At 38.8% G+C, this 25,807-nt stretch carries 26 protein-coding genes, 1 other RNA gene and 1 riboswitch; of the genes, 13 read left to right on the top strand and 14 right to left on the bottom strand.

Going from position 1 to position 25,807, the window contains the following annotated elements:
• The first annotated feature begins 121 nt into the window (after positions 1 to 121).
• Genes R6U77_RS03565 through R6U77_RS03550 form a run of 4 tightly spaced genes read left to right on the top strand, consistent with a single transcriptional unit; the run spans position 122 to position 5,353 of the window.
• Entirely contained in the window at positions 122 to 1,444 is a 1,323-nt protein-coding gene (locus R6U77_RS03565) for a YjiH family protein (RefSeq protein WP_319837471.1), read from the top strand.
• A gap of 15 nt (positions 1,445 to 1,459) precedes the next feature.
• A complete protein-coding gene (gene hutU, locus R6U77_RS03560) occupies positions 1,460 to 3,121 on the top strand; it encodes a urocanate hydratase (RefSeq protein WP_319837470.1) in 1,662 nt (553 codons plus the stop codon).
• Between the two features lie 4 nt (positions 3,122 to 3,125).
• Complete coding sequence (hutI, locus tag R6U77_RS03555) at positions 3,126 to 4,394, top strand: imidazolonepropionase (RefSeq protein ID WP_319837469.1); 1,269 nt, start codon at positions 3,126 to 3,128, stop codon at positions 4,392 to 4,394.
• Entirely contained in the window at positions 4,391 to 5,353 is a 963-nt protein-coding gene (locus R6U77_RS03550) for an agmatinase family protein (protein ID WP_319837468.1), read from the top strand. Before hutI ends, R6U77_RS03550 begins: the two co-directional genes overlap by 4 nt.
• A gap of 466 nt (positions 5,354 to 5,819) precedes the next feature.
• On the opposite strand, the gene R6U77_RS03545 is transcribed toward R6U77_RS03550, so the two are convergent.
• On the bottom strand, positions 5,820 to 6,623 hold the full coding sequence (locus R6U77_RS03545; protein ID WP_319837467.1) for a hypothetical protein: 804 nt from the start codon (positions 6,621 to 6,623) through the stop codon (positions 5,820 to 5,822).
• 372 nt (positions 6,624 to 6,995) lie between these two features.
• Between R6U77_RS03545 and R6U77_RS03540 the strand changes: the two genes are divergently transcribed.
• Positions 6,996 to 7,469, top strand: a complete 474-nt coding sequence (locus R6U77_RS03540) for a sigma-70 family RNA polymerase sigma factor (protein ID WP_319837466.1) — start codon at positions 6,996 to 6,998, stop codon at positions 7,467 to 7,469.
• Positions 7,466 to 8,365 (top strand): hypothetical protein, encoded by a 900-nt coding sequence (locus R6U77_RS03535; protein ID WP_319837465.1) that lies wholly within the window; start codon positions 7,466 to 7,468, stop codon positions 8,363 to 8,365. Before R6U77_RS03540 ends, R6U77_RS03535 begins: the two co-directional genes overlap by 4 nt.
• A 24-nt stretch (positions 8,366 to 8,389) precedes the next feature.
• Here the strand turns inward: R6U77_RS03535 and R6U77_RS03530 are convergent, their stop codons facing one another.
• Together R6U77_RS03530 and R6U77_RS03525 are read right to left on the bottom strand one after the other, a co-directional pair.
• A complete protein-coding gene (locus R6U77_RS03530; RefSeq protein WP_319837464.1) occupies positions 8,390 to 8,749 on the bottom strand; it encodes a hypothetical protein in 360 nt (119 codons plus the stop codon).
• A complete protein-coding gene (locus R6U77_RS03525; protein WP_293925978.1) occupies positions 8,746 to 8,889 on the bottom strand; it encodes a hypothetical protein in 144 nt (47 codons plus the stop codon). The genes R6U77_RS03530 and R6U77_RS03525 overlap by 4 nt, the downstream gene beginning before the upstream one ends.
• Positions 8,890 to 9,054: 165 nt before the next feature.
• Between R6U77_RS03525 and R6U77_RS03520 the strand changes: the two genes are divergently transcribed.
• Positions 9,055 to 10,095, top strand: a complete 1,041-nt coding sequence (locus tag R6U77_RS03520) for a nitric oxide synthase oxygenase (protein ID WP_319837463.1) — start codon at positions 9,055 to 9,057, stop codon at positions 10,093 to 10,095.
• Between the two features lie 97 nt (positions 10,096 to 10,192).
• Positions 10,193 to 10,897, top strand: a complete 705-nt coding sequence (locus tag R6U77_RS03515; RefSeq protein WP_319837462.1) for a toast rack family protein — start codon at positions 10,193 to 10,195, stop codon at positions 10,895 to 10,897.
• 39 nt (positions 10,898 to 10,936) lie between these two features.
• Here R6U77_RS03515 and R6U77_RS03510 read toward each other — a convergent pair whose 3' ends face one another.
• Both R6U77_RS03510 and R6U77_RS03505 read right to left on the bottom strand, forming a co-directional pair.
• A complete protein-coding gene (locus tag R6U77_RS03510) occupies positions 10,937 to 11,491 on the bottom strand; it encodes a restriction endonuclease (protein WP_319837461.1) in 555 nt (184 codons plus the stop codon).
• Between the two features lie 62 nt (positions 11,492 to 11,553).
• Positions 11,554 to 12,741 (bottom strand): CynX/NimT family MFS transporter, encoded by a 1,188-nt coding sequence (locus R6U77_RS03505; protein ID WP_319837460.1) that lies wholly within the window; start codon positions 12,739 to 12,741, stop codon positions 11,554 to 11,556.
• Between the two features lie 131 nt (positions 12,742 to 12,872).
• Between R6U77_RS03505 and R6U77_RS03500 the strand changes: the two genes are divergently transcribed.
• From R6U77_RS03500 to R6U77_RS03490, 3 genes are all read left to right on the top strand, one after another.
• Entirely contained in the window at positions 12,873 to 13,568 is a 696-nt protein-coding gene (locus R6U77_RS03500) for an RNA 2'-phosphotransferase (RefSeq protein WP_319837459.1), read from the top strand.
• 67 nt (positions 13,569 to 13,635) lie between these two features.
• Positions 13,636 to 13,737, top strand: a riboswitch (purine riboswitch).
• 119 nt (positions 13,738 to 13,856) lie between these two features.
• Positions 13,857 to 14,429: a xanthine phosphoribosyltransferase gene (locus R6U77_RS03495; protein ID WP_319837458.1), complete on the top strand. Its 573-nt coding sequence runs from the start codon at positions 13,857 to 13,859 to the stop codon at positions 14,427 to 14,429.
• Positions 14,430 to 14,452: 23 nt separating this feature from the next.
• Positions 14,453 to 15,724 (top strand): nucleobase:cation symporter-2 family protein, encoded by a 1,272-nt coding sequence (locus R6U77_RS03490; RefSeq protein WP_319837457.1) that lies wholly within the window; start codon positions 14,453 to 14,455, stop codon positions 15,722 to 15,724.
• Between the two features lie 33 nt (positions 15,725 to 15,757).
• On the opposite strand, the gene R6U77_RS03485 is transcribed toward R6U77_RS03490, so the two are convergent.
• Positions 15,758 to 16,069: a hypothetical protein gene (locus tag R6U77_RS03485; protein ID WP_293925964.1), complete on the bottom strand. Its 312-nt coding sequence runs from the start codon at positions 16,067 to 16,069 to the stop codon at positions 15,758 to 15,760.
• A gap of 72 nt (positions 16,070 to 16,141) precedes the next feature.
• On the bottom strand, positions 16,142 to 16,699 hold the full coding sequence (locus R6U77_RS03480) for an SLOG family protein (RefSeq protein WP_319837456.1): 558 nt from the start codon (positions 16,697 to 16,699) through the stop codon (positions 16,142 to 16,144).
• Positions 16,700 to 16,776: 77 nt separating this feature from the next.
• On the opposite strand from R6U77_RS03480, the gene R6U77_RS03475 reads away from it, so the two are divergent.
• Positions 16,777 to 17,679, top strand: coding sequence for a DMT family transporter (locus R6U77_RS03475; protein WP_319837455.1), 903 nt, complete (start codon positions 16,777 to 16,779; stop codon positions 17,677 to 17,679).
• A gap of 46 nt (positions 17,680 to 17,725) precedes the next feature.
• Here the strand turns inward: R6U77_RS03475 and R6U77_RS03470 are convergent, their stop codons facing one another.
• The 3 genes from R6U77_RS03470 to norA form a co-directional block, all read right to left on the bottom strand.
• Positions 17,726 to 18,292, bottom strand: coding sequence for a hypothetical protein (locus tag R6U77_RS03470; RefSeq protein ID WP_319837454.1), 567 nt, complete (start codon positions 18,290 to 18,292; stop codon positions 17,726 to 17,728).
• 161 nt (positions 18,293 to 18,453) lie between these two features.
• Positions 18,454 to 19,641, bottom strand: coding sequence for an ornithine--oxo-acid transaminase (locus R6U77_RS03465; protein WP_293925955.1), 1,188 nt, complete (start codon positions 19,639 to 19,641; stop codon positions 18,454 to 18,456).
• A gap of 211 nt (positions 19,642 to 19,852) precedes the next feature.
• A complete protein-coding gene (gene norA, locus R6U77_RS03460) occupies positions 19,853 to 21,031 on the bottom strand; it encodes a multidrug efflux MFS transporter NorA (RefSeq protein WP_319837453.1) in 1,179 nt (392 codons plus the stop codon).
• A gap of 155 nt (positions 21,032 to 21,186) precedes the next feature.
• Between norA and R6U77_RS03455 the strand changes: the two genes are divergently transcribed.
• Positions 21,187 to 21,786 (top strand): histidine phosphatase family protein, encoded by a 600-nt coding sequence (locus R6U77_RS03455; protein ID WP_319837452.1) that lies wholly within the window; start codon positions 21,187 to 21,189, stop codon positions 21,784 to 21,786.
• Between the two features lie 19 nt (positions 21,787 to 21,805).
• On the opposite strand, the gene R6U77_RS03450 is transcribed toward R6U77_RS03455, so the two are convergent.
• The 4 genes from R6U77_RS03450 to R6U77_RS03435 all read right to left on the bottom strand — a co-directional run bounded on the left by R6U77_RS03450 (position 21,806) and on the right by R6U77_RS03435 (position 25,789).
• A complete protein-coding gene (locus R6U77_RS03450; protein ID WP_319837451.1) occupies positions 21,806 to 22,969 on the bottom strand; it encodes a YbfB/YjiJ family MFS transporter in 1,164 nt (387 codons plus the stop codon).
• A 161-nt stretch (positions 22,970 to 23,130) separates the two neighbouring features.
• Positions 23,131 to 23,658, bottom strand: coding sequence for a spermidine N1-acetyltransferase (gene speG, locus R6U77_RS03445; RefSeq protein ID WP_293925945.1), 528 nt, complete (start codon positions 23,656 to 23,658; stop codon positions 23,131 to 23,133).
• A gap of 209 nt (positions 23,659 to 23,867) precedes the next feature.
• A non-coding RNA gene (ssrS, locus tag R6U77_RS03440) (6S RNA) lies at positions 23,868 to 24,057 on the bottom strand.
• A 256-nt stretch (positions 24,058 to 24,313) separates the two neighbouring features.
• The gene (locus tag R6U77_RS03435; protein ID WP_319837450.1) at positions 24,314 to 25,789 is read right to left on the bottom strand and encodes a methyl-accepting chemotaxis protein; all 1,476 of its coding nucleotides are present in this window, start codon (positions 25,787 to 25,789) and stop codon (positions 24,314 to 24,316) included.
• Between the last annotated feature and the right edge of the window lie 18 nt (positions 25,790 to 25,807).

Raw genomic sequence — 25,807 nt, 5'->3', positions numbered from 1 at the left:
TATTATTTATATTTTAAATCGTAAGTAGATATTTATTTCTTTAAATATTACTATATTGTGCAATGTAAATCCATTTATTCAGAATTGAAAGAAATTTAAAGTGTAAGTAAGGGGGGATAGAATGACAACTAATCAACAAACAGAGCTCCTAGGGTTTCGCCCTAAACAAGCTGTGAAAATGATTGTGTGTAGTTTGATTGGGATATTTAGTTTCTTTGTAACGTTTGAATGGCAAGGAAAGTCATCTATTTTAATTGATCATATTGTAACGTTTCTTTCGACAAATGTTCCACAAGTAATCAATGTTTATATTATTCTCATATTAGTCCTTGGGGCGTTATATCCGTTTGTTACAGGCAAGTGGAAAAAATCGAAAGTTGACATTATATTATCTATTTTCAAGATTGGCGGATTAGCTGCTGGTATTATGCTAATTTTTGGCTTCGGCCCAGCATGGTTGTTTAATCCTGATATTGGCCCGTTTTTAATGGAAAAGCTGATTAAGCCTGTAGGGGTCTTGATTCCAATTGGTGCAATCTTTTTAGCATTATTGGTTAGCTATGGCTTATTAGAATTTATTGGGGTATTTATGCAGCCCGTTATGAAGCCGCTGTTTAGAACACCGGGACGTTCAGCAGTCGATGCTGTAGCGTCGTTTGTAGGGAGCTATTCAGTCGGACTATTATTAACAAATCGCGTTTTCAAAGAAGGGAAGTATACGATCCGCGAAGCGGCAATTATTGCAACAGGCTTTTCAACTGTATCAGCTACATTTATGGTCGTTGTTGCCAAAACGCTTGATTTAATGGAGCATTGGAACGCATTCTTCTGGGTGACTTTAGTCATTACCTTTATTGTAACCGCTATCACTGCGAGAATTTACCCGCTACGCTCCATGAGTAACGATTGCTATGAAGGCTCAACACATCAACCAGAAGTGATTGTACGCAAGGACCGTTTGAAAACAGCATGGCATGAAGCGATGGTGGCAGTTGACGCAACACCGCCACTAATGAAGAATTTATATCTTCATTTGAAAGATGGACTCATTATGACGATGGGGGTTATTCCTTCCATTTTGTCAGTAGGCTTATTAGGAGTGGTACTTGCAACGTATACACCTGTTTTTGATATCGTTGCGTATATCTTTGTGCCATTTACTTATATATTGCAAATACCAGATCCAATGCTTGCAGCAAAAGCGGTATCGTTATCAATTGCAGAAATGTTTTTACCTGCATTAGTCGTAACACAGGCAGCAATGGTGACGAAATTTATTGTAGCAGTTGTATCGATATCAGCCATTTTATTTTTCTCGGCTGTTATTCCAGTTATTTTATCAACAGACATTCCGTTATCTATTCGTCAAATGATTATTATTTGGTTTGAACGCGTAGTTTTAACGTTAATTTTAGTAACACCAATTGCATTTTTATTATTTTAAAGGGAGAGATTGATAATGGCTTTTAAAACAAACATTAAAGCACCAAGAGGAAATGAATTAACATGTAAAGGATGGACACAGGAAGCAGCAATGCGCATGCTGATGAACAACCTTGACCCTGAAGTAGCGGAAAATCCAGATGAGCTAGTTGTTTATGGTGGTATCGGTAAAGCGGCACGTAACTGGGAAAGCTATGAGCAAATTATTGAATCATTAAAGAAGCTTGAAAATGATGAGACATTAATTGTGCAATCAGGGAAGCCTGTAGCAGTATTCCGCACGCATGAAAATGCACCACGCGTATTAATTGCGAACTCCAATTTAGTGCCACAATGGGCAAATTGGGATAAGTTTTATGAGCTGGAAGAGCGCGACTTAATGATGTATGGACAGATGACAGCGGGTAGCTGGATTTACATCGGAGCGCAAGGAATTTTACAAGGGACGTATTTAAGCTTTGTAGAGGCTGGTAAAAAAGTATTTGGCTCAGCAGATTTACGTGGAAAATTCATTTTAACTGGTGGTATGGGCGGTATGAGTGGTGCACAGCCACTTGCAGGTAAAATGGCTGGGGCAGTCATTCTAGTAGTAGAGGTAGAGCGTGCGAAAATTGAGCGTAAAATCAAAGAAGCATACTGTGATTATTTAGTAGAAACAGTAGATGAGGCGATTGCGTTAGTCAACGAGCTACGTGAGAAAAATGAGCCTGCATCAATCGGTCTTGTAGGCAACTGTGCAGATGTTAACCGTGAGCTATTAAATCGTGGCATTATTCCAGATTTCGTAACAGACCAAACATCAGCGCATGACCCAATCAACGGCTATGTACCAAATGGCATGACTTTAGAGGAAGCATTTGCACTGCGCAAGGCTGACCCGAAAACATATGAGCAAAAAGCGAAGGAAACAATGGCAGAGCATGTGCGCACAATGTTAGAATTCCAAGAGAAGGGTGCGGAAGTATTCGACTACGGCAATAATATTCGTGCATATGCGCAGGAAATGGGTGTTGAAAATGCCTTCGCCTTCCCAGGCTTCGTACCAGCATACATTCGTCCACTATTCTGTGAAGGTAAAGGGCCATTCCGTTGGGCTGCATTATCTGGTGACCCAGAGGATATTTACAAAACAGATGCGTTAGCGAAGGAAATGTTCGCACAGGATGAAGGCTTAGTCAACTGGATTGATATGGCTCAAAAAATGGTGAAATGGCAAGGGCTGCCTGCACGTATTTGCTGGCTAGGCTATGGCGACCGTCACCGCTTCGCATTACGCGTAAACGAAATGGTAGCAAATGGTGAGCTAAAAGCACCAATTGTATTCGGTCGTGACCATTTAGACTCAGGCTCTGTAGCTTCACCGAACCGTGAAACAGAAGGAATGCGTGATGGTACAGATGCAGTGTCAGACTGGCCGCTATTAAATGCACTTGTGAATACAGCGAGCGGTGCAAGCTGGGTAAGCTTACATCATGGCGGTGGCGTAGGTATGGGCTTCTCACAGCACGCAGGTCAAGTGCTTGTAGCAGATGGTAGCGAGCTAGCAGCGGAAAAAATTAAACGAGTATTAGTAGCAGACCCAGGTATGGGGGTTGTGCGCCATGCCGATGCAGGATATGATATTGCAATTCGCACAGCAAAAGAAAAAGGCGTACAAATGCCGATGTTAAAGGACTGAGAAAATGGCGTTATTAATTATCAATGCAAATGAAGTCGTGACATTAGCGAGTGAGAAAAAAGAGCCTCGTATCAAAGAGGAAATGGCAGAAATCAATGTGCTACAAGACGTAGCAGTGTTAGTGGCCGAGGGGGAAATCGTCGAGATTGCTCCCCTTGAGCAGCTAAAAAGCGATTATGCAGCATTAGTAGAAAGTGCAGAAGTGATTGACGCGAAAGGGCAAATCGTCTTACCAGGCTTCGTTGATGCACATACACACTTAGTACATGGTGGTACACGTGAAAACGAATTTAATATGCGTTTAAATGGTGCAACATATATGGAAATTATGAATGCTGGTGGCGGTATTCATTACACAACCACAAAAACGCGTGAGGCGAGCTTTGATGAGCTATACGATAAAACGTATGTGCATTTAAATACGTTTTTAAAGCACGGTATTACAACGGTTGAAGCAAAATCGGGCTACGGTCTTGATTGGGAAACGGAATATAAGCAATTAACTGTCGCGAAAAGGCTACAGGAAACGCATGCCATAGATGTTGTTTCAACATTTATGGGTGCACATGCTGTCCCGAAGGAATATAAGGAGAACAGCGACAAATTCGTTGATATCGTTATCGAGGAAATGCTGCCAAAAGTAGCGGAGCTCGGTTTAGCTGAATTTAACGATGTATTTTGTGAGCATGGCGTCTTTACACCAGAGCAATCACGCCGCATTTTATTAGCGGGTAAAGCATTAGGCTTAACGCCGAAAATTCATGCTGATGAAATCGAGCCATATGAGGGGGCAGAGTTAGCAGCAGAGGTTGGTGCTATTTCTGCGGAGCATCTACTTGTTGCCTCAGATGAGGGGATTCGTCGCATGGCTGAGGCTGGCACAATCGCTGTGCTTTTACCAGGGACAGCGTTCTTCCTACGTGCACCTTTTGCACGAGGGCGTTTAATGGTCGATTCAGGTGTACCTGTTGCCATTTCAACAGACTTTAATCCAGGTTCGTCGCCAACAATTAGCCTGCCATTTATTCAAAACTTGGCATGCTTAAATATGGGGATGACGATGGAGGAGGTTATTACAGCAACGACAATCAACGCAGCATATGCAATTAATCGTGGCGATGAAGTTGGCTCATTAGAGGCTGGTAAAAAAGCAGATATCGTGATTTTAAACGTACCAAACTATAAGCAAATGCAATATTTCTATGGCATGAACCATACACATACAGTTATTAAAGGTGGTCAAGTCGTTGTGAAGGATGGCGTTCTTGTATGAGTGAGGTAATTGTACAACCAAGCTTTAAATGGCAGCGCCAAGATGGGCAGGATATAAAGGTCAAGGACTGGATATGCCCGGTAGCGGAAATGACAGAGGAGCCACAGGTTGTTGTGCTAGGTGTGCCATTATCACGCTCATCCATTAGCGCATCAGCAGCCTCAGAATTTCCGAGCGCCTTCCGCAAAAGCTGGGAGCTATTCACAACATACTATATTGATGAGCAAGTCGATATTCGTGATTTGCGTGTTGCAGATATTGGCGATGTCAAAATGCATACGACGGATATTTTACAATGTCATCGCAATATTGAGGAAGCGATGCAGGAAGTGATGCAAAAGCATCCGCAAAGCTTTTACGTATCAATCGGTGGCGACCATTCTATCACAGCGCCACTTGTACGCGCATTGCGTGAAGGAAAACGTGTCGGCATCTTACAGTTTGATACACACTTAGATTTACGCGATTTATCGAACGGCCCATCAAACGGCACGCCAATTCGCCAATTACTAGAGGCTGGCGTTGTGCAAGGTGAGGATGTTTACAATATCGGCTTGCACGGCTTCTATAATGCACCATCTTTAATTGAGGCAGCTAAGCATTATGGTGTCAATATGATTACACTGAAGCAAATGCGCAGCAAAGGGGCACAGCAACAAATTGCTGAGGTCATGGCGGCACTGCAAGAGAAAGTGGATTTCATTTATGTAACGGTCGATATTGACGTGCTAGATATTGCCTACGCTCCAGGTGTACCTGCTTCAACACCAGGCGGAATGCGTACAGACGAGCTATTTGATTTACTATATGAAGTGGGCAAATATGAAATGGTTCGTGCGATGGACTTTGTGTGCATCGACCCACATCGTGACACGAGCGAGCTACAAACAGTGAAAGCTGTAACCTATGCGTTTTTGACGGCGTTGAGCTCGAGGTATATAAGAACTATTGGCAACTGAGAACTTGATTTATAGTTGAAAGCATTCTAAAAAAGCAAAGAACCGTTTGAAAAGCTGTGCATTTGCACACTTTTCAGACGGTTTTAGTCATGCTTATTTTTAGAGTTCTTGTTCTTTATATAAAGTAAAAGATTTGAAATTGCATAAATTAACATTAGAAATACTGGTATTTTGAAAAGCCAATGACTTTCTACGAATATTAATTGTGGATAAAGCAGTATAAGAAAAGCGAAAACCAACAATGCAATTGTTTTGCTAAAAGATATCTGCTCATCATGCTTTTTTACATCACCGTATTTTATAGCTGCTATATTTTGTACTAGCGCTATGGCAGTAACTACAGCAATTAAAATTGCAGGTATTTTGAAGGACCAGTGCTCCCTCACAAATATTTCACGTATGAAGAAAATTGTGAAAAAAGCAGGGATGAGTATTCCTATTATTCTTCTAAAGGACATTATCGTTTTTAATCACCCCAAAACCCACCTGTATGTTTTACAGGTATATCATACCATGCATTAATAGCTTTGTTGTAGTCCCAAACCCAATGAGCAACTTCCCAAGCTATATTAACAGGTACAGCAAGTTTTTTTGCAAGGGTAAAAAGATCACCAATTGACCATTGTGTAAAACCTTTATCGATTATATGAATTATAGCACTCACTGCTGTTGCTTCAAAAATAAAAGTAGATTCCCTACTTCGTAAAGCATCAACTTGGGATTTAAAAGAATCGAAATTTGCATCATTAAGCTTAATTTTCGATTTAGTCATGGAGCTATATTTCGCATCTCCATAATTTGCTGATAAATCTCTACGATATCCGAGCTTGGAGCCTAACACCATTGAATTGACCCAACTACTATAAGCGAAAGGTTGTATGAGGGCTATTTCAACATTGTTTGATTCTGCTAAATCAAAAAAGATACTTTCATCATCTTTAATAATTTCAATGAAAGAGTTTGTTTCTATAAACTCTTTCTTAGAGTCCTCTATTAATACCTTTTCTCCATTATTTACTTGATAGATTTTAGTTTTGACTTCCGTTTTATTTTCATATTCTTGGATTTCCTCTTCGTAACGTAAAAGCACTCCATCTTGTTCAACTTCATAAATCAATTCACTATTTGTTTGTTTAATCATATTAATAGAATCATTTGAAATTTCATTCTTAGCAGCAGCATAACTTTCTAATGGGAAGATTATTGTTGTGAACCCTGTAATGAAAATTGCACTGATTAATAGCCATTTTTTAAAATTTACATTCATCATTAAATAGTCCTTTCTTCTGTCTACTATGATTCAATATTAATAGAAAATTCGTAGACTATACTAGGTAAAGATTTAGGTATTTGAATTTTTTGCTATAGCATAGTGTCTTACCTCAAGGTAATAACATCGTATCAATCTACGTACCGCAATTGTAATTAACAGGAGTAGGGAATGGCAAAATTAAGGTTCTGTTTCTAATTGTAATCAAAGGGGAGAGGAGCAATATTTTAGGGGGGAATCATACATATTTTTTAACAATATTGAGCGCACATTATATTCATTGAAAATGAGGAGCATTTTTTTATTCGCTAAAAAAATTATTCGTCTTTTTCGATGGTGAGAATCGTTTATAGTAGTGAGAGGAGGCCGAAAATGAATCATTTAGAAGATGTGATGGATGAATATACCGACCTGTTATTTCGTATTGCCTATTATTACACAAAGGATGTGCAAGCATCTGAGGACATTGTGCAGGAAGTCTTTATTAAATATTATTACACCTACAATCACCAAGCACACGAAGAATTAAAGGCATTGCTTACTAAAATTACTTCCAATAAATGTAAAGATTATTTAAAGAGTTGGGCGTATCGAAAACTTGTCCTTTATAAAAAGCTACCTATTTTAAAAATAACAGACATCCTCTATGAATCCTCAGCATTAGAGGAAGAAGTGTTGGCACTGCCGTTAAAATTTAGGGAAATCATTACGTATTATTATTTTGAAGGATTTACAACAAAGGAGATTTCAGCAATTATAGCGACACCTGAAAGCACGGTAAAATCTAGGTTGAAACGAGGTAGGGAGCTTTTGAAAGAAAAGTTGGAAGGAGTGGACTTCACATGAGTAAATGGCAATTTAAACGCTTTGAGGCAATGCAAGGTAGTAAAAGGAGAATTATCGAAAATACGAGAAAGCAAATTCAGCAGAATACAAAAGCTAAGCAAAAAAATAACTCATTTTATATCGCAACAATTTTGCTGACGAGCTACCTAATGTTGTTTGCTTTACTCCAACTGATTCCATCAGATAAAAATGCCAATTTGGCTAATTTTGGAGGTGATTTATTAGGTATGATTCACTATGAAAATGACGTATTTTACTTTCAAGTAAATGAAGAATCTATCGAAGATTATCCAGAATTAAGAGGGGCAATTAAGGCTTCAACTAAAATTATGTTTCCACCTAGTGCAGAGAAAGTTTTACGTGACATGCCAGAGCTTTATATAGATGTACCTGCAATTATCACAATTAAAGGATTAGAGAAGATAAAGGATGCTTATTTAGCGAAAGATACAAATATATTGGATTTGGGAACTGATTGGGCTGAATATGAGCATTTATTTACTTTTCAACTGACTTTAAATGAGCAGGGCAAGCTTTTACTGGATGAGAAGCTTGAAAAAATATATCTTCAGTTTTCACAGGAATTGAATAAGGCTTTACTGATTAATCTTGCACCACATGAAGTTTTTCAGTTATATCAATTTGCCATGGAGCAAAATGATATACGAGTCATTTATGAATTAATCAATGAAGAGAGTGTAAAACCAACATTTGAGGAATTTAGTCAAGACATAGGCGATTTAAAAAGCAACCCTGCTTTTAAGCATACGCAACTTTATGAAAAAATTGAAGAAAATCACAAGGCCTATATTTTTACGAAATATAAAAGAGCTTTTTTTGGTTTATCGAAAACAGCAGATGGCATTTGGCAGGTGAATTATTTGCCTGAGCAATAAAGCAAGCTGCCTAAAGGCTTGTATTTAGGCAGCTCTCTTATCTTTTAGATAGTGAACGAATTGCAAAAGGGCGTAAAAGATAAGCAGCAGCACAGGTATTTTGAAAAGCCAATGACTTTCTATGAAAATTACTTGGGGGAACAAAATAATAATGACAGAAAAAACAAGTAATCCAATGATTTTCTTCAATAATATTGGTTCACTTGTATTCTCTTTAGCATGGTATTTAAATGCCAATATATTTTGTACGAGTGCACATACAGTAACGATTGCTAGCAAAATAGCAGGTACTTTGAAAGACCTATGTTCTCGTACGAATATTTCTCTTATAAAAAAGATAGTGAAAAAAGCAGGAATCAGTAACCTTATTATTTTTCTAATCACCGTGTGATTCTCTTAGTTTTAAATAATACGAAAATCCCCCAAATCATTAATGCCACACTAATCGGAAGTGTAAATAGCCCACTAATTGGCGTTAAAAACCCGATAAAAAATATGACGATACTTAAAATAATCCAAATCATTTCCATTCCCCCTTTTTATTTATAGTAATTGATAAATCTTTAATTCTCTATCCTTATTTTGACTAAATTTAGTCATATATGAAAAATACATGTTTTGCGACGTGCATCAAGCATTGGTTTCCCTTTACGCATCTTCTACAATGAAGGTGAGTGGAGGATGGAATAATGAAGCAACAGGAAATGTATGATTTTTTCAATTTATATAAAAAAGAATATCAAAAAACAGACGAATGGCTAACGCAGCGACTACAGCAGAGACCGTATGAGCTAACGGCAGAGGAGTTAACATTTGGTGCACGGGTTGCGTGGCGCAATAGCAATAAATGCATTGGGCGTCTTTTTTGGCAGTCGCTCCATGTTTTTGACGAGCGCCATTTATTAGAGGAAGAAGCTATTTTCGAAGCCTTGCTGCGTCATATTGATTTTGCGACTAATGGTGGGAAAATTCGACCAACACAAACGGTTTTTGCTGCGGGGCGTGTAAGAATTTGGAATCATCAGCTGATTCGCTATGCAGGCTATGAAACAAAGGATGGTATAGTTGGTGATTCAGATTCACTACAGTTTACGCAAATGTGTATGGAGCTTGGCTGGCGAGGAGAAGGAACACGCTTTGATGTCTTGCCATTAGTAATTCAAGTAGATGACCGAAAGCCGAAATGCTTTGAGATTCCGCGCAAGCATGTGCTAGAAGTTGAAATAACGCATCCAGATTATCCTCATTTTGCGGAGCTACAGTTGAAATGGTATGCCGTTCCAATTATTTCAAGTATGCGCTTGAACTGTGGCGGGATTGACTATACAGCAGCACCATTTAATGGCTGGTATATGGGGACGGAAATTGGCGCACGCAATTTTGCTGATGTGGAGCGCTACAATATGCTGCCTGCTGTAGCAGATATTATCGGCATCGCACGTGAATCAAACAGCTCTTTATGGAAGGATAAAGCATTAGTTGAGTTAAATATTGCTGTACTACACTCCTTTAAAATGGCAGGGGTTAGCATTGTCGATCATCATACAGCAGCACAGCAATTTAAGCTTTTCGAGCAGCAGGAGCAAGCAGCAAATCGCGAAGTGACAGGCAATTGGACATGGTTAATTCCGCCGCTATCACCAGCTACGACACATATTTATCATAAGCCAATGTCGAATGATATTAACAAGCCGAACTATTTTTATCAAAAATCACCATATCAGCCTTAAGACGTAGTTGCAATTCCACCGCAGGAGGGTTTCTAGAAAAATACAGCTTCTATATACTGAAAGTAACAGATAAAGTATGTAGAGGGAGGATATAAAAATGAAAAAATTAGTAGTGCTTGGTGTTTCGATTGCCATGTTAGCGGGGTGTAGCTCTATTTTGCCTAGCAAAACTGAGGAGGAAGCCATTGTTGTTGAGAAAGATGGAGCGAAGCAGTTAGATGTTAATCTTGAGCTTGGTGTAGGTGAAGTGACAGTTGCCAAGGGTGCAGAGCAATGGCTAGAAGGCGTTGCAGAGTATAATAAAAAGAAATTGGCACCACATACTCGTTATAAGCTAGCTGGCGATACAGGCGAGCTTACAATTGAACAAAAAGGCTCGAAAAACCTTGCACTTTCTGAAATAAAAAGTAACTGGGCTTTGAAGCTAAATGAAGATGTACCAATGAATTTGTATGTAGAGACAGGGGCTGCTGTTGCAAATCTTGATTTACAAGGGCTACAGCTTGAAAATTTAGAAATTGAAACAGGTGTTGGTGATTTATCCGTCAATTTAGGTGGCGATTGGGAAAAAAGCTTTGATACAACAATTGAGTCAGGTGTTGGACAAACGACTGTCACTCTACCATCAGAGGTAGGAGTAAAAATTACAGTGGAAAAGGGAATTGGCTCAGTCGATATTGATGGTTTTATTGCACAAGGCAAGGATACTTATGTGAATGAGGCATATGGCAATAAGGAAGTAACAATTAATATAAATGTGGAAATGGGCATTGGCAATGTCGTTTTCAAGTTAGATAAATAAAAAGCAAGCCGTCTGAACATCCAATTCAGACGGCTTTTATTATTTTTTCAAAATCAAATCAATCAGCTCTTCGCGGTCAACTAAGTAGACATCATTAATATTCGCCAGCTTAATTGCTTGCTTTGTAAAATGGCTATTTGTAACAACCCACGCCTCTGTAGCATTGTACATTTTAACCGCCCCGATAATTTCCTGCACCGCTTTTACGCCGACTGTGCCGCTATAGCGCTTTGCTTGTACGGCGATAATGTCTTTGCGGTCCTTTAAAATTAAATCTGCTCCGTAATCACCAGAAGTAGCGGTATAAGAAACTTTATAGCCACGTCGTTTGAATAATTGACCTAAAAACTGCTCGAATTCCTCGCCAGACATCGCATCCACTTCTTTAATTCCTGCTTTGCGTAAGCGGGCAAGTCGTCTCGTTTTAAACCAAATCGTGCCACAAATAAGGACAATGCAATAAATAACAATGGCAGCTACAATGCCTTTCCACGTTTTTGTATAATACCAGCCAGCAGCACCGGCAGCTAATAACAACAATTGAAGCAATGAAGTGACGAAGCTCGTTTTACGTTTTTTCTTTCTTTTTTTCAAAATTTGTACTCCTTACTATAATGATACCTTTCATTATATCACAAAAAGCACAAATGTTCGCATTAGATTGTGCGATTTTGAGAGCTAATCATACTAGTAATAAAAATCATGATTGTAATGATAAGAAAAGTCGCATTTGGAACAAACCAGCTGTCCGTTACATCATGAATATAGCCTAGCGCAGTTGGACCAATAGCGGCGAGTAAATAGCCGATAGATTGCGCAAAGCCTGATAATTCAGCGGCCTCATAGGCTGTATTTGTTCGCAATGTAAAGAGCATCATACATAAGCCAAAAGAAGCACCACCTGCAAAGCCTAAAAAAATCATCCAAACAATCGCTAAGCTAGTCCATTCCAACCATAGCCCTGTAAAGCCGATAAGATAGCAAATTGTAAAAAATATAGCGATAGGACGCTGAGAAGAAAGCTTGCTTGCAATAATCGGCATAATAAAAGTCATCGGAATTTGCGCAAACTGCATAACTGTAACCATCCAGCCTGCATTTTCAGGAGCGATACCTTGTGACACAAATATTTCCGGTAGCCATGTAGCTAGAGAATAGAAAAAGAAAGATTGCAGCCCCATTGTTAAAGCGACAGCCCAAGCAAGCCCAGAGCGAGAAAGCTTTGTGCGTTGCTGATTCGTGCTTGGTGTCATTGTCTCTACTTTATTGCTACGTAATAATGGCAACCATGCAATCATCGTTGTTACACAAAGAATGACGGAAAAACCAAGCGCCCCTTGCCAGCCTGTTGATGCAGCGGCAATAGGATGACTTATGCCAGCAGCTAACCCGGCGGAAGCATTCATTGATACTGTATAAATACCCATTAAAAGTCCGATATGTAAAGGGAATTTCAATTTGAAATAACTAGGAATAAGCACATTGCCAAAGGCGATTGCGATTCCGATTAATGCGGTACCACCAATAAGCAAGGCTGTATATCCTGTAGAGCGTAAAACAATGCCTGCGGCCAATAAAATGACAGAATAAACCAGCGTATGCTCCATTCCAAATTTACGTGCAATCGGTGCAGCGAATGGTGAAATGATGGCAAAGGCTAACAAGGGAATTGTCGTTAAAAAGCCTGCTAATCCGTTAGAGATTCCTAAATCCTCTCGAATAAATGGGATGACAGGTCCAACGACAGTAAGCGGTGTACGCAAAGTTGTTGCAATTAGAAAAATGGCTATGACGAATAGCCATGTTTGTTTAGTAATTTTTTTATTTGTATGGTGCGAATCCATTTCGATCCTCCTCGTCGTTCATAATTACTCCATTATATAGCAACTGGATAGCGATTTCTAAAAGGTTGCTTACAACAGCGCTGAAAGTATGCTAAAATGCAAGCAATCATTGTTCGAAGGAAGTGAAGCAAATGGCAGTATCGACAGGATTTTATAAAAAAATAAAAGCATGGGTAACAGAGGGCGATGCACGCTTAGCGTTTCGACCATTTCAAGTGGATGGCAATCCATATAAATCAGCAATATTTGTGGTAGGTGCATTCGCTGCACCAAAAATTGATAGTAATACGACAGATGAAGGTGTCTATATCGATGCATTAGTAAATGGTCTGCTATTTGATGAAATGTATGGCTATGAGATGAAGCAAAAGTCGCGAGAGTATCTCGGAACGACTTATTTTATAGAATGGCTGGCGCAACAAGTAAATGAGCAAGCTGTTGCTACGTATGTTAACACATTGCAAGTGCAGAATGCGCAGGAGCTTAAGCAAGCACAGAAGGAAAGTCCTGCTTTATATAAAAGAGGACAAGCTATTTTCCAAGAGGTTTTGGAGGAGTTTCAGCCACAATGGATGATTTTACATGGTACAGAGGCCGTCCAGCAGTTTAGAGCAAGCTTTGCTGAGCAACTAACAGATCATTATAGCCAAATAAGTAAAGTGCAGGAGCTAGAGGAGCTTGGTGCTTTTGCTGAGCTTCGCTACAAAAATGGCAATACCGTGAAAGTTTTAGCATGCCGCAGCATGAGCTATTATGGCAAAGAAGGTAAGGCATTTCAAGCGTTCAAGGAGCAATTACAAACGACAATTAAGCTAGCAAACAAATAATTCCAATAAAATTTTTGCTTTTCTGCTCTTGCATTCAAGCAAGTAGGTGCGTATAATTGGGACGTTCTTTAATTTAATTTATTTTACTCATATAATAACGAGAATATGGCTCGTAAGTTTCTACCGACATCCCGTAAAGAGGTCGACTATGAGAAGAAGTAACAAAAAAGGCATTGGTCTCTATTTTGTTATACGTTCTTTCAGTAACTTCAACTCGAAAGGCTCTTCTCTTATGCAGGGAGATAGCCTTTCGAGTTTTTTCATTATTTCAAAAGGAGGAGCTTTGACATGAAGCTTTTAAAAGATAAAATTCAGCAAGAGGGAAAGGTATTATCGGATGTTGTATTAAAGGTGGATTCTTTCTTGAATCACCAAATCGATCCGATGTTAATGCAGGAAATAGGAGAAGAGCTTGCGAATCGCTATAGCGATGAAATTATTACGAAAGTATTAACAATTGAATCTTCTGGTATCGCACCTGCTACATTTTTAGGCTTAGTGCTTGGCGCACCAGTCGTTTTTGCACGCAAACGTAAATCGTTAACGCTAACAGATAATTTATATTCAGCACAAGTTCATTCCTTCACGAAAAATGAGGTAAATGAAATTTCAGTTTCAAAAAACTTCCTATCAGCAGATGACCGCGTTGTCATTATCGATGACTTTTTGGCAAATGGCGAGGCATTAAAGGGCTTAGTTGATATTGCCCAGCAAGCAGGTGCACATATTGTTGGTGCAGGCATTGTTATTGAAAAGGGCTTTCAGCAAGGTGGCGACAAGCTGCGTCAAGAAGGCTTGCGTATCGAATCATTAGCAAATATTAAATCATTAGCAAACGGCAAAGTCGAATTTTTCGATTAGGACTGTAGGAGGTCAAACTTTTTATGAACGGCTTTAAGGCAACAACATTAGGTATCCAGCATTTACTTGCGATGTATGCAGGCGCAATTTTAGTGCCGTTAATTATAGGTGCAGAGCTTAATTTCACACCAGCACAAATGACATATTTAGTCGCAATAGACATTATGATGTGCGGTATCGCAACATTATTACAAGTATGGAAGGGCAAATATATCGGTGTCGGGCTACCTGTTGTACTTGGCTGTACCTTTACAGCGGTAAGTCCGATTATTGCAATCGGCTCATCAGGTGGCTTAGGAGCAATTTATGGTGCCATTATTGCTTCTGGTATTATCATTGTATTAATTTCAGGTATTTTTGGTTTATTAGTGCGCTTTTTCCCACCTGTCGTGACAGGCTCTGTTGTCACAATTATTGGGGTTAGTCTTATCCCTGTAGCAATTAACAATATGGGTGGCGGACAAGGAGCAGAGGATTTTGCATCAGCATCTAATGTTGGCTTAGCCTTTATCACATTATTAATTATTATATTGATTTACCGCTTTTTTGATGGCTTTATTCGTGCAATTGCCATATTGCTAGGGCTAGTTATTGGCACAGTTATTGCTGTGTTTATGGGGAAGGTTGATTTTACACCAGTGATCGAAGCATCTTGGTTGCATGTGGCAATGCCATTTTATTTAGCAACACCAACCTTTGAGACATCAGCGATTATTACAATGACGTTAGTAGCGATGGTTTCGCTTGTGGAATCGACAGGTGTTTATTATGCACTAAGCGATATTTGTGATAGAAAATTGACGTCAAAGGATTTAGCGAGAGGCTATCGTTCAGAAGGTTTAGCTTCTATTATCGGTGGGATTTTTAACGCCTTTCCGTATACGACGTTTTCGCAAAATGTTGGCTTAATTCAAGTATCTGGCGTGCGTGACCGCAAAGTAATTTTCATTACAGGTGGCATGTTAGTTGCATTAGGCTTTTTACCGAAGCTTGCGGCATTAACGACAATTATTCCAACACCTGTACTTGGAGCAGCAATGCTAGCGATGTTTGGTATGGTTATTACACAAGGCATTAAAATGCTTGCACCAGAAATCGCAAAATCAATGGAAAATGCGATGATCGTTGCTATTGCAGTTGGGCTTGGTATCGGCGTAGCTGTTGTACCAGAGCTGTTTGAATCATTACCTAAGGAATATGGCATAAATATTTTAACATCAAATGGTATCGTCTGTGGCTCTGTCACTGCAATCGTCTTGAACATTCTCTTTAATATGATTGGACGGAAAAAATAAAAGGAAGGTTGGGGAAATGCCCAACCTTCCTTTTTATGTTAGCTTTACATAAAAATCCTTACCATTGTTAAGACCAATAATCTCAGTGTTTTTCATTTTTTTATAATAATCATCAATTTGTCTTGCAAGGCTTGAATGTCCATTCAAATAAATACCAGGCTCAATTTTTTTCGCTACATTATGAAACTCAAAGTACAGCTTCGTATCTTCTTCCATCAGGTTAATAATTTGAGAGAACTCATCAACGGGGATATGAATGCCACGCGTATAACGGCATTCTCTGCGATATGTGTCGTGTGAAATATAGAGCGGCTGCTGTTCGACTGTCATTTCTAATTTCATCATAGTGAGAGCCTCCTAATTATGTTGCTTTGCCTGTATTATATCAAATTTTCCTGATATGAAAAGATGCGCATACTACCAATTTTCCTGCTGCATTTCCTCTGCAATCATTTGTAAATCGTAAGCATTTATTGTGAAAAGCTCGTAAGTGTCATGCTGCTCCATATATTTTTTCACAAGGTTGAGCACATATTTTGGAGAAGCCTCATTTTCTTCATCATAAACGAGCAGCATAGCATCCGTGTTATCAATAATAAATTTATCCTTTTCAATGAATTGCCATGGAGCCTCATAAGGTCGCTTCGTCACACTTGTTACGAAATCAGCCTGTAAAATCATTCGTTGATATAGTTCCTGCTTATGCTCGTTCCAATTTTTCTCCTGCTCTAAAAATGGTGTAATGACGGAGTATTTAAGTGTTGGGTACTGCTCCTTTAATGAACGAACAACCTCAGTTGCCCACAGCTCAACACCTAATTGTCCGCTAACAATCACCCATTCTAAACCGTCATCGAGCAATGTTAGCAATTTATTTTTTAACGCCTTTTTAATAATTTCAATGCCTGGATGTTTGTCATTAAAAATACCAAGCTCATGTGGGCGGTAGCCTGTAATGAAAAGAGTTTTAATCATCATCCTCACTCCTTGGTGAAATATGTTAAGATGTTTCTAATTGTACGAGATTTTATCAATAGAAAGAAGGGAATGATATGGGGAAAGCGAAAATTTACCTCATTTTATTAGTTGTTATGCTAGCCTGGGGCTTAAATGTTGTAGCTTTAAAGCTGCTCGTTTCTTATTTTAGCCCCTTAACAATGACAGCTGTGCGCATTTTCATTGCAGGGATAACGGTCGTTGGGATTTTAGCACTTTTGAAAAAGCTGCAAAAACCTACGCGTAGCGATATATATGCGGTGATGACGGCAAGCATATTAGGTGTCGTGCTTCACCATGGCTTGCTAGCATTTGGCTTAGCCAATACTTCCGCAGTAAAGGGCAGTATTATATTAGGCTTTAGCCCGTTGCTAACAGCCATACTAGCAATTGTTTTTGGTTTTACACAAATGAGCTGGAAGCGTTTTGTCGGCTTTGTTATTGGCGCATTTGGTGTTATCATGGCTGTGCTACGTGGGGGAGAGGGTGTTACAGGTGTGGCACTAGGCGATTTATTCGTCTTCCTATCGATTCTAGCTCAAGCCTTTAGCTTTTTAGTGATCAGTAAGGCCTCGAAAACATTAAATCCAGTTGTGTTAACAGGCTATATGATGCTGAGCGGCTCACTTGTTTTATTGTTGCTCGCGTTGATTATAGAGCCTGCACAATTTATCACGTTTACCACCGTCGCACCAAAGGCTATCATTTTACTATTAGTATCAGCCATTTTTGCAACAGCTATCGGGCATGTAATTTACAACTCAGCAATCGCTAAAATAGGTGCAGCTGAAACAGCGATTTTTGGTAATTTCAACACATTGTTTAGCTTGCTCGGAACGGCTATTTTATTGAAGGAGCCAGTTGGTATCAATCAAGTCGTTGGCTGTTTGTTAATTATTGTTGGGGTATTAATCGGAACAGGAGCGTTAGAGGCATTTATACGAAGTCGCAAAACATGAGTGCCAGGCACAGAAACAATTCTGAATTGTTTCTGTGCCTGGCACTTTAATATGCTGCTCGTCGCGTCAGAGGAAGTGTTTTCACTATCCACGTACCTATAACCACCCCTAGCATAGAGCCTGCTAATGTTAATATATTTAATAGGCTTGTACTTTTAAAAATAAAACCAAAATACGCTAAAGCAAACTCCATTAATTCTAGGGAGAAGCAACTAATCAGTACAATGACAAGGCTTTTCTTCAAAGGCTGTTTATTGAAAAGAAGCGCAGCAAATATGCCTACTGGAATCCATAATAGCATATTGTAAATAATCGCTAACGAATGGTAACTAGCTGCAACAGTATAAAGTGTTTCATAAATAGTATTTGTTTTGCTAGCATTGGAGGAGACGAGAACATTTAGTGTATCTGTATTTTTAGCAGGGAAAATGAGCCCACCCCATCTAATTTGAACAAGGTTTATTAAATAAAAAAGAAATCCATAAAATACAAAACGGTGCACTTTGTCTGTCTGAGATTTTCTAAAATAATCTAAAAATATATCAATGAAAGCATAGACTAATAATAAAATGATACCGAAGGGAACTACATTATAAATAAATGATGTCGTCATGATAAAGCCTCCTTAAAATTGAAATTTAATTCGGTACGCCTCTAATTATTTTAACATTTTTTGTGAAAATAGGTTGTGTTATATCATAACTGTTGAATTTTTAATCATAAAATGCCAGACACAAAAACAATTCAGAATTGTTTCTGTGCCTGGCACCTTTTTTAAAACACTGCTTTAATTTGGTCGATTGCCCAATCTAATTCTTCTTTTGTAATAACTAATGGCGGGGCAAAACGAATTACAGTATCATGTGTTTCTTTACATAATAAGCCGCGCTCCATTAATTTTTCGCAATATGGACGTGCTGCTTCGTGTAATTCTAAGCCGATAAATAGACCGCGTCCACGAACCTCTTTAATGGCAGGGTGCTCGATTTGGCGAAGTGCTTCTTGGAAGTAGTCACCTAAGCCTTGTGAGCGTGCTGCTAAATCTTCCTCTTCGATTACTTCAAGTGCTGCAAGAGATACTGCACATGCTAGTGGGTTTCCGCCGAATGTTGAGCCGTGTGAGCCTGGGTTGAATACACCTAAAATGTCACGGTTTGCAACAACACATGAAATAGGGAATACGCCGCCACCTAGTGCTTTACCTAAAATTAAAATATCTGGTGTAATATCTTCCCATTCGTATGCAAACATTTTACCAGAGCGCGCAAGACCACTTTGGATTTCGTCCGCGATAAATAGTACATTGTTGTCTTCACATAATTGCTTTGCTGCTTTTAAGAAGCCAGCTGGTGGAATAAGGATGCCTGCTTCACCTTGGATTGGTTCTACGATAAATGCTGCTGTGTTTGGTGTGATAGCATTTTTTAATGCTTCGATATCGCCATATGGTACTAAGCTAAAGCCTGGTAATAATGGACCGAAGCCACGTTGATATTCTGCCTCTGATGATAAAGAAACAGCTGCCATTGTACGACCGTGGAAGTTGCCGATACAGCCGATAATATGTGCTTGGTTTTCCGCAACACCTTTTTTCTCATATGCCCAACGACGTGCAGTTTTAATTGCTGTTTCAACTGCCTCTGCACCTGTGTTCATTGGCAATACCATTTCTTTATTTGTTAATTTACTTACTTTTTCATACCAAGGGCCAAGCTGATCAGAGTGGAATGCACGAGATGTTAATGTTACGCGATCTGCTTGCTTCTTTAATGCTTCAATAATTTTAGGATGACGGTGACCTTGGTTAACTGCTGAATAAGCAGATAACATATCCATATATTTATTGCCCTCTGGGTCTTTTACCCATACACCCTCTGCCTCTGAAATAACAATCGGTAGTGGATGATAGTTATTTGCACCGAAATTTTCAGTTTGTGTAATAACCTCAGTTGTTTTTGTCATAATATAAATCCCCCTTTTTAGTAAATAAAGGCGCAAAGGAAATTTGCACCTTATTGTACTTTATACTTACTATAATGCAGAAATTTCTTGCTTTTTTCAAGTTTTATTTTTCAACAAGCAGATAGTTATTGTTTCCGATATTTCTTCAACATATTCGAGAGCATGTAAAAAGCTTGAGCAAAATTGGAACTGGCTCAAGCTTTTCAAATATTTAATAGCTGCTATAATTTTTTGGCTTTCTCCAGAAAATCGTAATGATAAAACCGATACCCAGTACGAGAGCCGCAAAATAGTACGGGTAGTCAAAGTTTTTATCGAACAATGCACCACCGATAATTGGGCCGAAAATATTAGCAAGGCTCGTAAACATGGAGTTCATGCCTCCAACAAAGCCTTGTTCATTTCCTGCAATTTTTGATAAATAAGCAGTAACAGCAGGGCGAATTAAATCGAAGCCAACAAATACTAAAAATGTTGTAATTAAAATCGCCATATACGAGTTAACGACAGTCATAATGAAAACAAGCAATGTCGAGAAGATAAGCGAGTAGCGAATTACTGCAATTTCACCGAGACGCTTCGTTAGCCTATCGAATAAGACAACTTGCGCTACTGCACCAACAATTGCTCCACCTGTAATAACGATGGCGATATCCTTTGGTGTAAAGCTGAATTTATGGTCAACGAAAAGGCTAAATAATGACTCAAAGGCAGCTAGGCCGAATGAAGAAATAAAAATAATTAAAAAGGCGATTAAATACATTGGTACAAAAATGCGCTGGAAGCCAGACTTTTGTTCCTCGCCTTGCTCCACAGGTTCAGCCTCTGCTCGCGTTGGTTCCTTCAGCAATAGCATAGAGCCAATTGCTGCGACAACCCCTAAAACTCCTGCTGCATAAAACGGAATGCGTGTGCCAAGCTCTGCTAAAAATCCACCGATACCAGGCCCGATAATAAATCCTGTACTAATTGCCGCAGACATATAGCCTAAAGCTTTCGCACGTGTAGCCACTGTTGTAATGTCAGCGATAAAGGCTGTAACAGCAGGCATAATAAACGCCGCACTGACCCCACCAAGCATACGAGATATGAAAAGAACAGATACAGTAGTTCCAATACCGAATAAAAACTCTGAGAAGCCGAAAATAAATAGCCCAATTACAATCATAATTTTACGACCATAACGATCTACCCATTTTCCTGCGATAGGTGAGATAATGAGCTGTGTAATAGCGAAGGCAGCAACCATATAGCCGACCACTGAGCCGCTTATATTTAATTCATTCATAATTGTTGGAAGAACAGGAATGACGAGGCCAATACCTAGAAAGGCAATAAATAAATTAATTAATAAAATACTTAAGGTGACTTTTGAACTTTTCTCAAACATAAAAATTTTTCTCCTATTATAAATTGTACTTCATATAGAATAAACCCTATAGTAACTATAGGGTCAATGTTTTTGCTTTCATCTTATAAAATTATTTACAATAAAACGCTTTCAAATACATAATTTACTATATTGATTTTTGAGGAGGATATATATTGAAATTATTGCTTATTAGACATGGACAATCACAGGCTGATATTTTAGAAGTGCATGAAGGCAGGGTGGATTTTCCTTTAACAGATTTAGGTATAGAACAAGTCAAAAAACTAGCTAGCTTTGTTGCAGCTCATTTTCAAATAGATACGATCATTGCAAGTCCTCTCCAAAGAGCATATCAAACAGCGGAAATTTTAAGTGAGCAGTGTCGATGTGAGGTTGCTATTGAAGGTGATTTGATGGAATACAATAACGGTGTATTAGCTGGAGTGTCTCGACAGGAAGCACTCATCAAATATCCATTGCCAGAGGGGGGACGTCCATTGCATATAGCGATTGAGGGTGGTGAATCACAATTGCAATTTCGCTCTCGCGTGGAGCAAGCGTTATATACCATTTTACATGATTATGGGCATTTACAATGTATAGCGCTTGTTGCACATGGCGGAACGTTGCTACATTTATTGAATATTTTGTTAGGAAAGACAATAGAGGAGCAATGGCTGTTTCATACAGGGGATACAGAGCTGCATGTCATTGAATTGAGGAATGAGGAAAAGATCGTTCATTATTTAAACTCACAGGCTCATCTAGCTTAACAGCGATGCGAAAAACAACTTAACTTGTTGCTTTTCGCGTCGCTTTCATATGACCGACTAATAAAATAAGCAATGCGATTGTTACGACAGCGCCAGCAAGAAGCAGTGGAGCTTTATAGCTACTATAATAAGCCTCTAATTTACTTGCTAAAATTGGGCCGATAATTTGCCCAAAGGCATAAAATGTTGTCAGCACCGAAACGACCATACCGCTTTGTTTAGGGAAGAGCTGGCGCGCATAGCCTGTTGTCATAGAAACGAGCCCAACGAACGTCATACCGAATAAAAATGCTGACAGTAACACACTCCATACCGTTTGTGAAAGGACGGGAAGGATGATGCCGAAAATTTGTAATGCATAGGCAATTGCCATCGCCTTCACAGGTGATAGCTTTGTCATTAGCGATACCCATAATGGGGCAGAGGGAATTGCTGCAATTCCTGCAACAACCCAGCTATAGCCTGCAAATGCACGCAAGCTCTCGATATTGTAAATAATATCTACTAAAAATGTGCCAGTAATAATATAGCCAAAGCCTTCTAAGCCATAGGCAAGAATGAGCCATGGCATAAAACCTCTCCAAATATTTGTATCATGAGATTTCACAGCCTTTTCACTATTATGTACAGTTAAATTTCGCCATAAAACAGCCGTTGTTGTCACAAGTAGCGCTGATAAAATGCCGAGCCCGATCCATGTACCTTGCCATGCCACAAGGCTTTCTAAATAGGGCACAACCAACCCAGAAATAGCGATGCCAAGACCGATACCACTAAAGACAAAGCCTGACCAGCGAGTTAAAAGGTGTGTTGCTAAATAATCCATGACGATACTAGATGTTAAGACAAAAATAAAGCCGCCTGTTAGCCCAGCAATAAAGCGCAAAATAAGCCAAGGAGCTAGCACTGCTGTTAGCCCCATTGCGACAATGGAGAGCACATTAATCACAACATTTGCTAGTAAAAATTCCTTTTTACGTTTAAAAATAAAGCCAGCCCCTAACGAGCCGAGAAAATAACCTATGTAGTTGCTTGATGCTAGCCAGCCCCCAATTTGTAACGATAAGCCTTCATCCTCACGCATAAAAGGTAAAAGGGGTGTGAAGGCAAAGCGGCTAATGCCCATTGCGACAACTAAAAATAAAATCCCACCAAAGATAATTCCAATATGCTGCTTTGACATAATAAAGCCTCCACCTTTATTTTTTGAAAAATCAATAAATTTCATTATACCGCTAAAATTTATATTTAGAAATAGTATGAAAAAATCTATTTCACAGGAGAGTGGTGTATTGATGTTCATAAAACAGAAGGGCCCGTCCGAAAATCAGACGAGCCCTTTAGTTAACAGTATTTTTCGCTATTTTGATGAAAATCACGTTGGAAAATATACATACGATACGCATCGTGATAAGAGCCAGCAGTGAAAAATTCCTCTTTCAGCTCACCTTCAATTTGGAAGCCAGCTTTTTTATAAATGTGAATGGCTTTTTCATTTTGTTTATCAACGATTAAATAGAGCTTGTGCAAGTTAAGAATATTGAATGCATAGCGCATTGCGAGCACTGTTACTGAATAAGCGTAGCCCTTTCCTTGACAGTTAGGGTCAATAATAATTTGAAATTCTGCATTGCGGTGAATTAAGTCGATTTCAACTAATTCAACTAAGCCAAGGATTTCCTCACCTTTTTGAATAATGAAGCGCCTTTCACTCTGTTTATGAATATGCTTTTCAAATAAATCCTGTAACTCTACAAATGACTCATACGGCTCCTCAAACCAATAGGACATAATTCTTGAGTCATTGTTAAGCTTATGCACATATTTTAAATCCTCACGCTCTAACGGTCTTAATTTGATACGCTGATCCATCCCATACGCCTCCAAAATCAATAATTATTTATATTCTATAGAAGCAAATGAAATTTTTCACTTTTTTTCTCTTCCAACATATAAAAAGACCACTTCATGACAAGTGGTCTACAAATGATTACTATCAATTTTAGTTTTAATGTAAGTGTAAAAAGCGCTTTTCCATATTGCCTATGTACTTCAAAATGCTGATATATCAACATTTTGAAAGATAAGCCACATTGCCGTAAATATATAGAAAGTTTTAAACCACACTTCTCAAAGTGGGTGTCCGCATGAGCATTCCTGTTTATCCTTAGGTCAAAGGAGCTAAGGCTCGCCATTCCAGCTCGGATATAAAACTCCCTGTTACAGTATAAAGGTTAAAACTTAATATTAATACGTACAACGTAGCTTGATTCTTATTGTAGAGCAACTATTTGCTTGGCGCAAGTAAGTGTCTTTACATGAATTTGTCAAATGATAACATATGGGAATTACTACAAATTGATTTAAAAAAATAAATATTTAAGGATGCTCCCAATAATAAGAAGAACTAAAAGATAAAAAAATCCTTTTAAAGTAAAGCCTGTAATTATGCTTTTCTCCTAGAATCGGCTTCTTATTGAAAAGTCCTAAACAGATAATATGAAAAAATGGATTTGACCAAGTTTTCTTATTTCTCTACCGTGACGAGCGACTTCAATGCATCGTTCAAGCTATGCACCTTCTTAGTAATTTCACTCATCGTTTGCAGCATTTGATTTTCATCCTCGACAGCCTGCACGATTGAGCTTGTCGATGTTGCATTTTGACTAGCCATCTCATTCAGTCGGTCTACCTGTTGTTGGATTGTATTGAATTGCGCAATAGCGTTTGTTAAATCATTCATCCCTCGCGTCAAATCTTCAGTGCTTTGTGTAAAGGAATTTTTTAAGCGATTTAAAAATTCGCCAACCTCCTGTAAAGACTGCTCACCTTCTTGTAAAGCTTGTTCACCCTCCTGTGAGCGTTGCTGTGCTTCAGTGGATTTAGCGAATAAGCTTTCCGTTACTTGCGTAATATTCACTGTAATTGAGGCACTTTCTTCTGCTAATTTGCGCACTTCATCTGCGACGATCGCAAAGCCTTTTCCATGTTCACCTGCGCGTGCTGCTTCGATAGCTGCGTTGAGGGCGAGCAAGTTTGTTTGCCCTGCGATATGCTGAATGCCTAGCAGTAGCTGATTCACTAATTGCAGGCTACTTTGTAGCTCGTTCACCGTATCAGCAGTTGCATGCATTGCATTGCTCATTACAGACATTTGGCTCATCGTATGCTGCATTTTATGCCAGCCTGTCATAACCTCCTGCTGTAAATTTGTTGATTGTGCTACGGTATCTTTAGAAATTTCAAGCGTATCATTGACAAAATAGACCGAATCGCTCATCGCACTACGAATAAATTGTAGGCTCGCTGCTTCCTGCTGTGTGCTTGCTGAAATAGATTCAGAGGCAGATAAAATATATTGACTGCTAGTCGCAATCTGTGTCATTGTTTGCTGGAACTGTGTCACGTGTTGGTCCAGCGCTTGTGTGCTTGTTTCAATTTCTTGGAATGTGCTTTGTAGCTGCTGTAATGATTGTTGCATTTCCTCCTGCTGCTGCTTGGCATTGTCAATTAATGCGTTGCCCCATCTAGCAATCAAGTAAAATGCGATAATAACACCGTTTAAAATCGAAAATAGCGTCATAAAAGTAATAAAAGAATTAGTAGCTCCTAACAAATTTTCGGGCTTTAAAAGATAAACGGTAATAAAGCTCATATTGATAATAATGCCGAACAAAATGATCAGGTTACTTTTAAAATACAGCGCAATAATTGCAACGGAACAAATTAAAATATAGTGCTTATTTAATGAAAATTGGTCAACTAAAAACAATGTAAAGACAATTAATGTAGGAATCATACCGAAAATAAAGCCTTTAATATAAGGATTGATTGGTAAAAAATAATTAATAAGGGCCAATGCAACAACGATTAAACCGACTGCTAAAAAAAGCATTCCCCTCGAAATAATTAAAGGACCACAAATCAGAATGGCTAAAGCAATAATAATAGCTAAGTTAACACGATGGACTTTTTGTGTGTCATATTGAATTTTAAGCTCCATATAATTCCTCCGAAAATG

The organism is Lysinibacillus louembei (assembly GCF_033880585.1).
In the GTDB taxonomy this organism is placed as follows: domain Bacteria; phylum Bacillota; class Bacilli; order Bacillales_A; family Planococcaceae; genus Metasolibacillus; species Metasolibacillus louembei.
This window is presented reverse-complemented; position numbering and strand designations above follow the sequence as displayed.

Excerpts from the sequence above, each read along its gene's own strand:
- R6U77_RS03565 (WP_319837471.1), top strand. The coding sequence starts at position 122 with ATGACAACTAATCAACAAACAGAGCTCCTAGGGTTTCGCCCTAAACAA.
- hutU (WP_319837470.1), top strand. The coding sequence starts at position 1,460 with ATGGCTTTTAAAACAAACATTAAAGCACCAAGAGGAAATGAATTAACA.
- hutI (WP_319837469.1), top strand. The coding sequence starts at position 3,126 with ATGGCGTTATTAATTATCAATGCAAATGAAGTCGTGACATTAGCGAGT.
- R6U77_RS03550 (WP_319837468.1), top strand. The coding sequence starts at position 4,391 with ATGAGTGAGGTAATTGTACAACCAAGCTTTAAATGGCAGCGCCAAGAT.
- R6U77_RS03545 (WP_319837467.1), bottom strand. The coding sequence starts at position 6,623 with ATGATGAATGTAAATTTTAAAAAATGGCTATTAATCAGTGCAATTTTC.
- R6U77_RS03540 (WP_319837466.1), top strand. The coding sequence starts at position 6,996 with ATGAATCATTTAGAAGATGTGATGGATGAATATACCGACCTGTTATTT.
- R6U77_RS03535 (WP_319837465.1), top strand. The coding sequence starts at position 7,466 with ATGAGTAAATGGCAATTTAAACGCTTTGAGGCAATGCAAGGTAGTAAA.
- R6U77_RS03525 (WP_293925978.1), bottom strand. The coding sequence starts at position 8,889 with ATGATTTGGATTATTTTAAGTATCGTCATATTTTTTATCGGGTTTTTA.
- R6U77_RS03520 (WP_319837463.1), top strand. The coding sequence starts at position 9,055 with ATGAAGCAACAGGAAATGTATGATTTTTTCAATTTATATAAAAAAGAA.
- R6U77_RS03515 (WP_319837462.1), top strand. The coding sequence starts at position 10,193 with ATGAAAAAATTAGTAGTGCTTGGTGTTTCGATTGCCATGTTAGCGGGG.
- R6U77_RS03505 (WP_319837460.1), bottom strand. The coding sequence starts at position 12,741 with ATGGATTCGCACCATACAAATAAAAAAATTACTAAACAAACATGGCTA.
- R6U77_RS03500 (WP_319837459.1), top strand. The coding sequence starts at position 12,873 with ATGGCAGTATCGACAGGATTTTATAAAAAAATAAAAGCATGGGTAACA.
- R6U77_RS03495 (WP_319837458.1), top strand. The coding sequence starts at position 13,857 with ATGAAGCTTTTAAAAGATAAAATTCAGCAAGAGGGAAAGGTATTATCG.
- R6U77_RS03490 (WP_319837457.1), top strand. The coding sequence starts at position 14,453 with ATGAACGGCTTTAAGGCAACAACATTAGGTATCCAGCATTTACTTGCG.
- R6U77_RS03485 (WP_293925964.1), bottom strand. The coding sequence starts at position 16,069 with ATGATGAAATTAGAAATGACAGTCGAACAGCAGCCGCTCTATATTTCA.
- R6U77_RS03480 (WP_319837456.1), bottom strand. The coding sequence starts at position 16,699 with ATGATTAAAACTCTTTTCATTACAGGCTACCGCCCACATGAGCTTGGT.
- R6U77_RS03475 (WP_319837455.1), top strand. The coding sequence starts at position 16,777 with ATGGGGAAAGCGAAAATTTACCTCATTTTATTAGTTGTTATGCTAGCC.
- R6U77_RS03470 (WP_319837454.1), bottom strand. The coding sequence starts at position 18,292 with ATGACGACATCATTTATTTATAATGTAGTTCCCTTCGGTATCATTTTA.
- R6U77_RS03465 (WP_293925955.1), bottom strand. The coding sequence starts at position 19,641 with ATGACAAAAACAACTGAGGTTATTACACAAACTGAAAATTTCGGTGCA.
- norA (WP_319837453.1), bottom strand. The coding sequence starts at position 21,031 with ATGTTTGAGAAAAGTTCAAAAGTCACCTTAAGTATTTTATTAATTAAT.
- R6U77_RS03450 (WP_319837451.1), bottom strand. The coding sequence starts at position 22,969 with ATGTCAAAGCAGCATATTGGAATTATCTTTGGTGGGATTTTATTTTTA.
- speG (WP_293925945.1), bottom strand. The coding sequence starts at position 23,658 with ATGGATCAGCGTATCAAATTAAGACCGTTAGAGCGTGAGGATTTAAAA.
- R6U77_RS03435 (WP_319837450.1), bottom strand. The coding sequence starts at position 25,789 with ATGGAGCTTAAAATTCAATATGACACACAAAAAGTCCATCGTGTTAAC.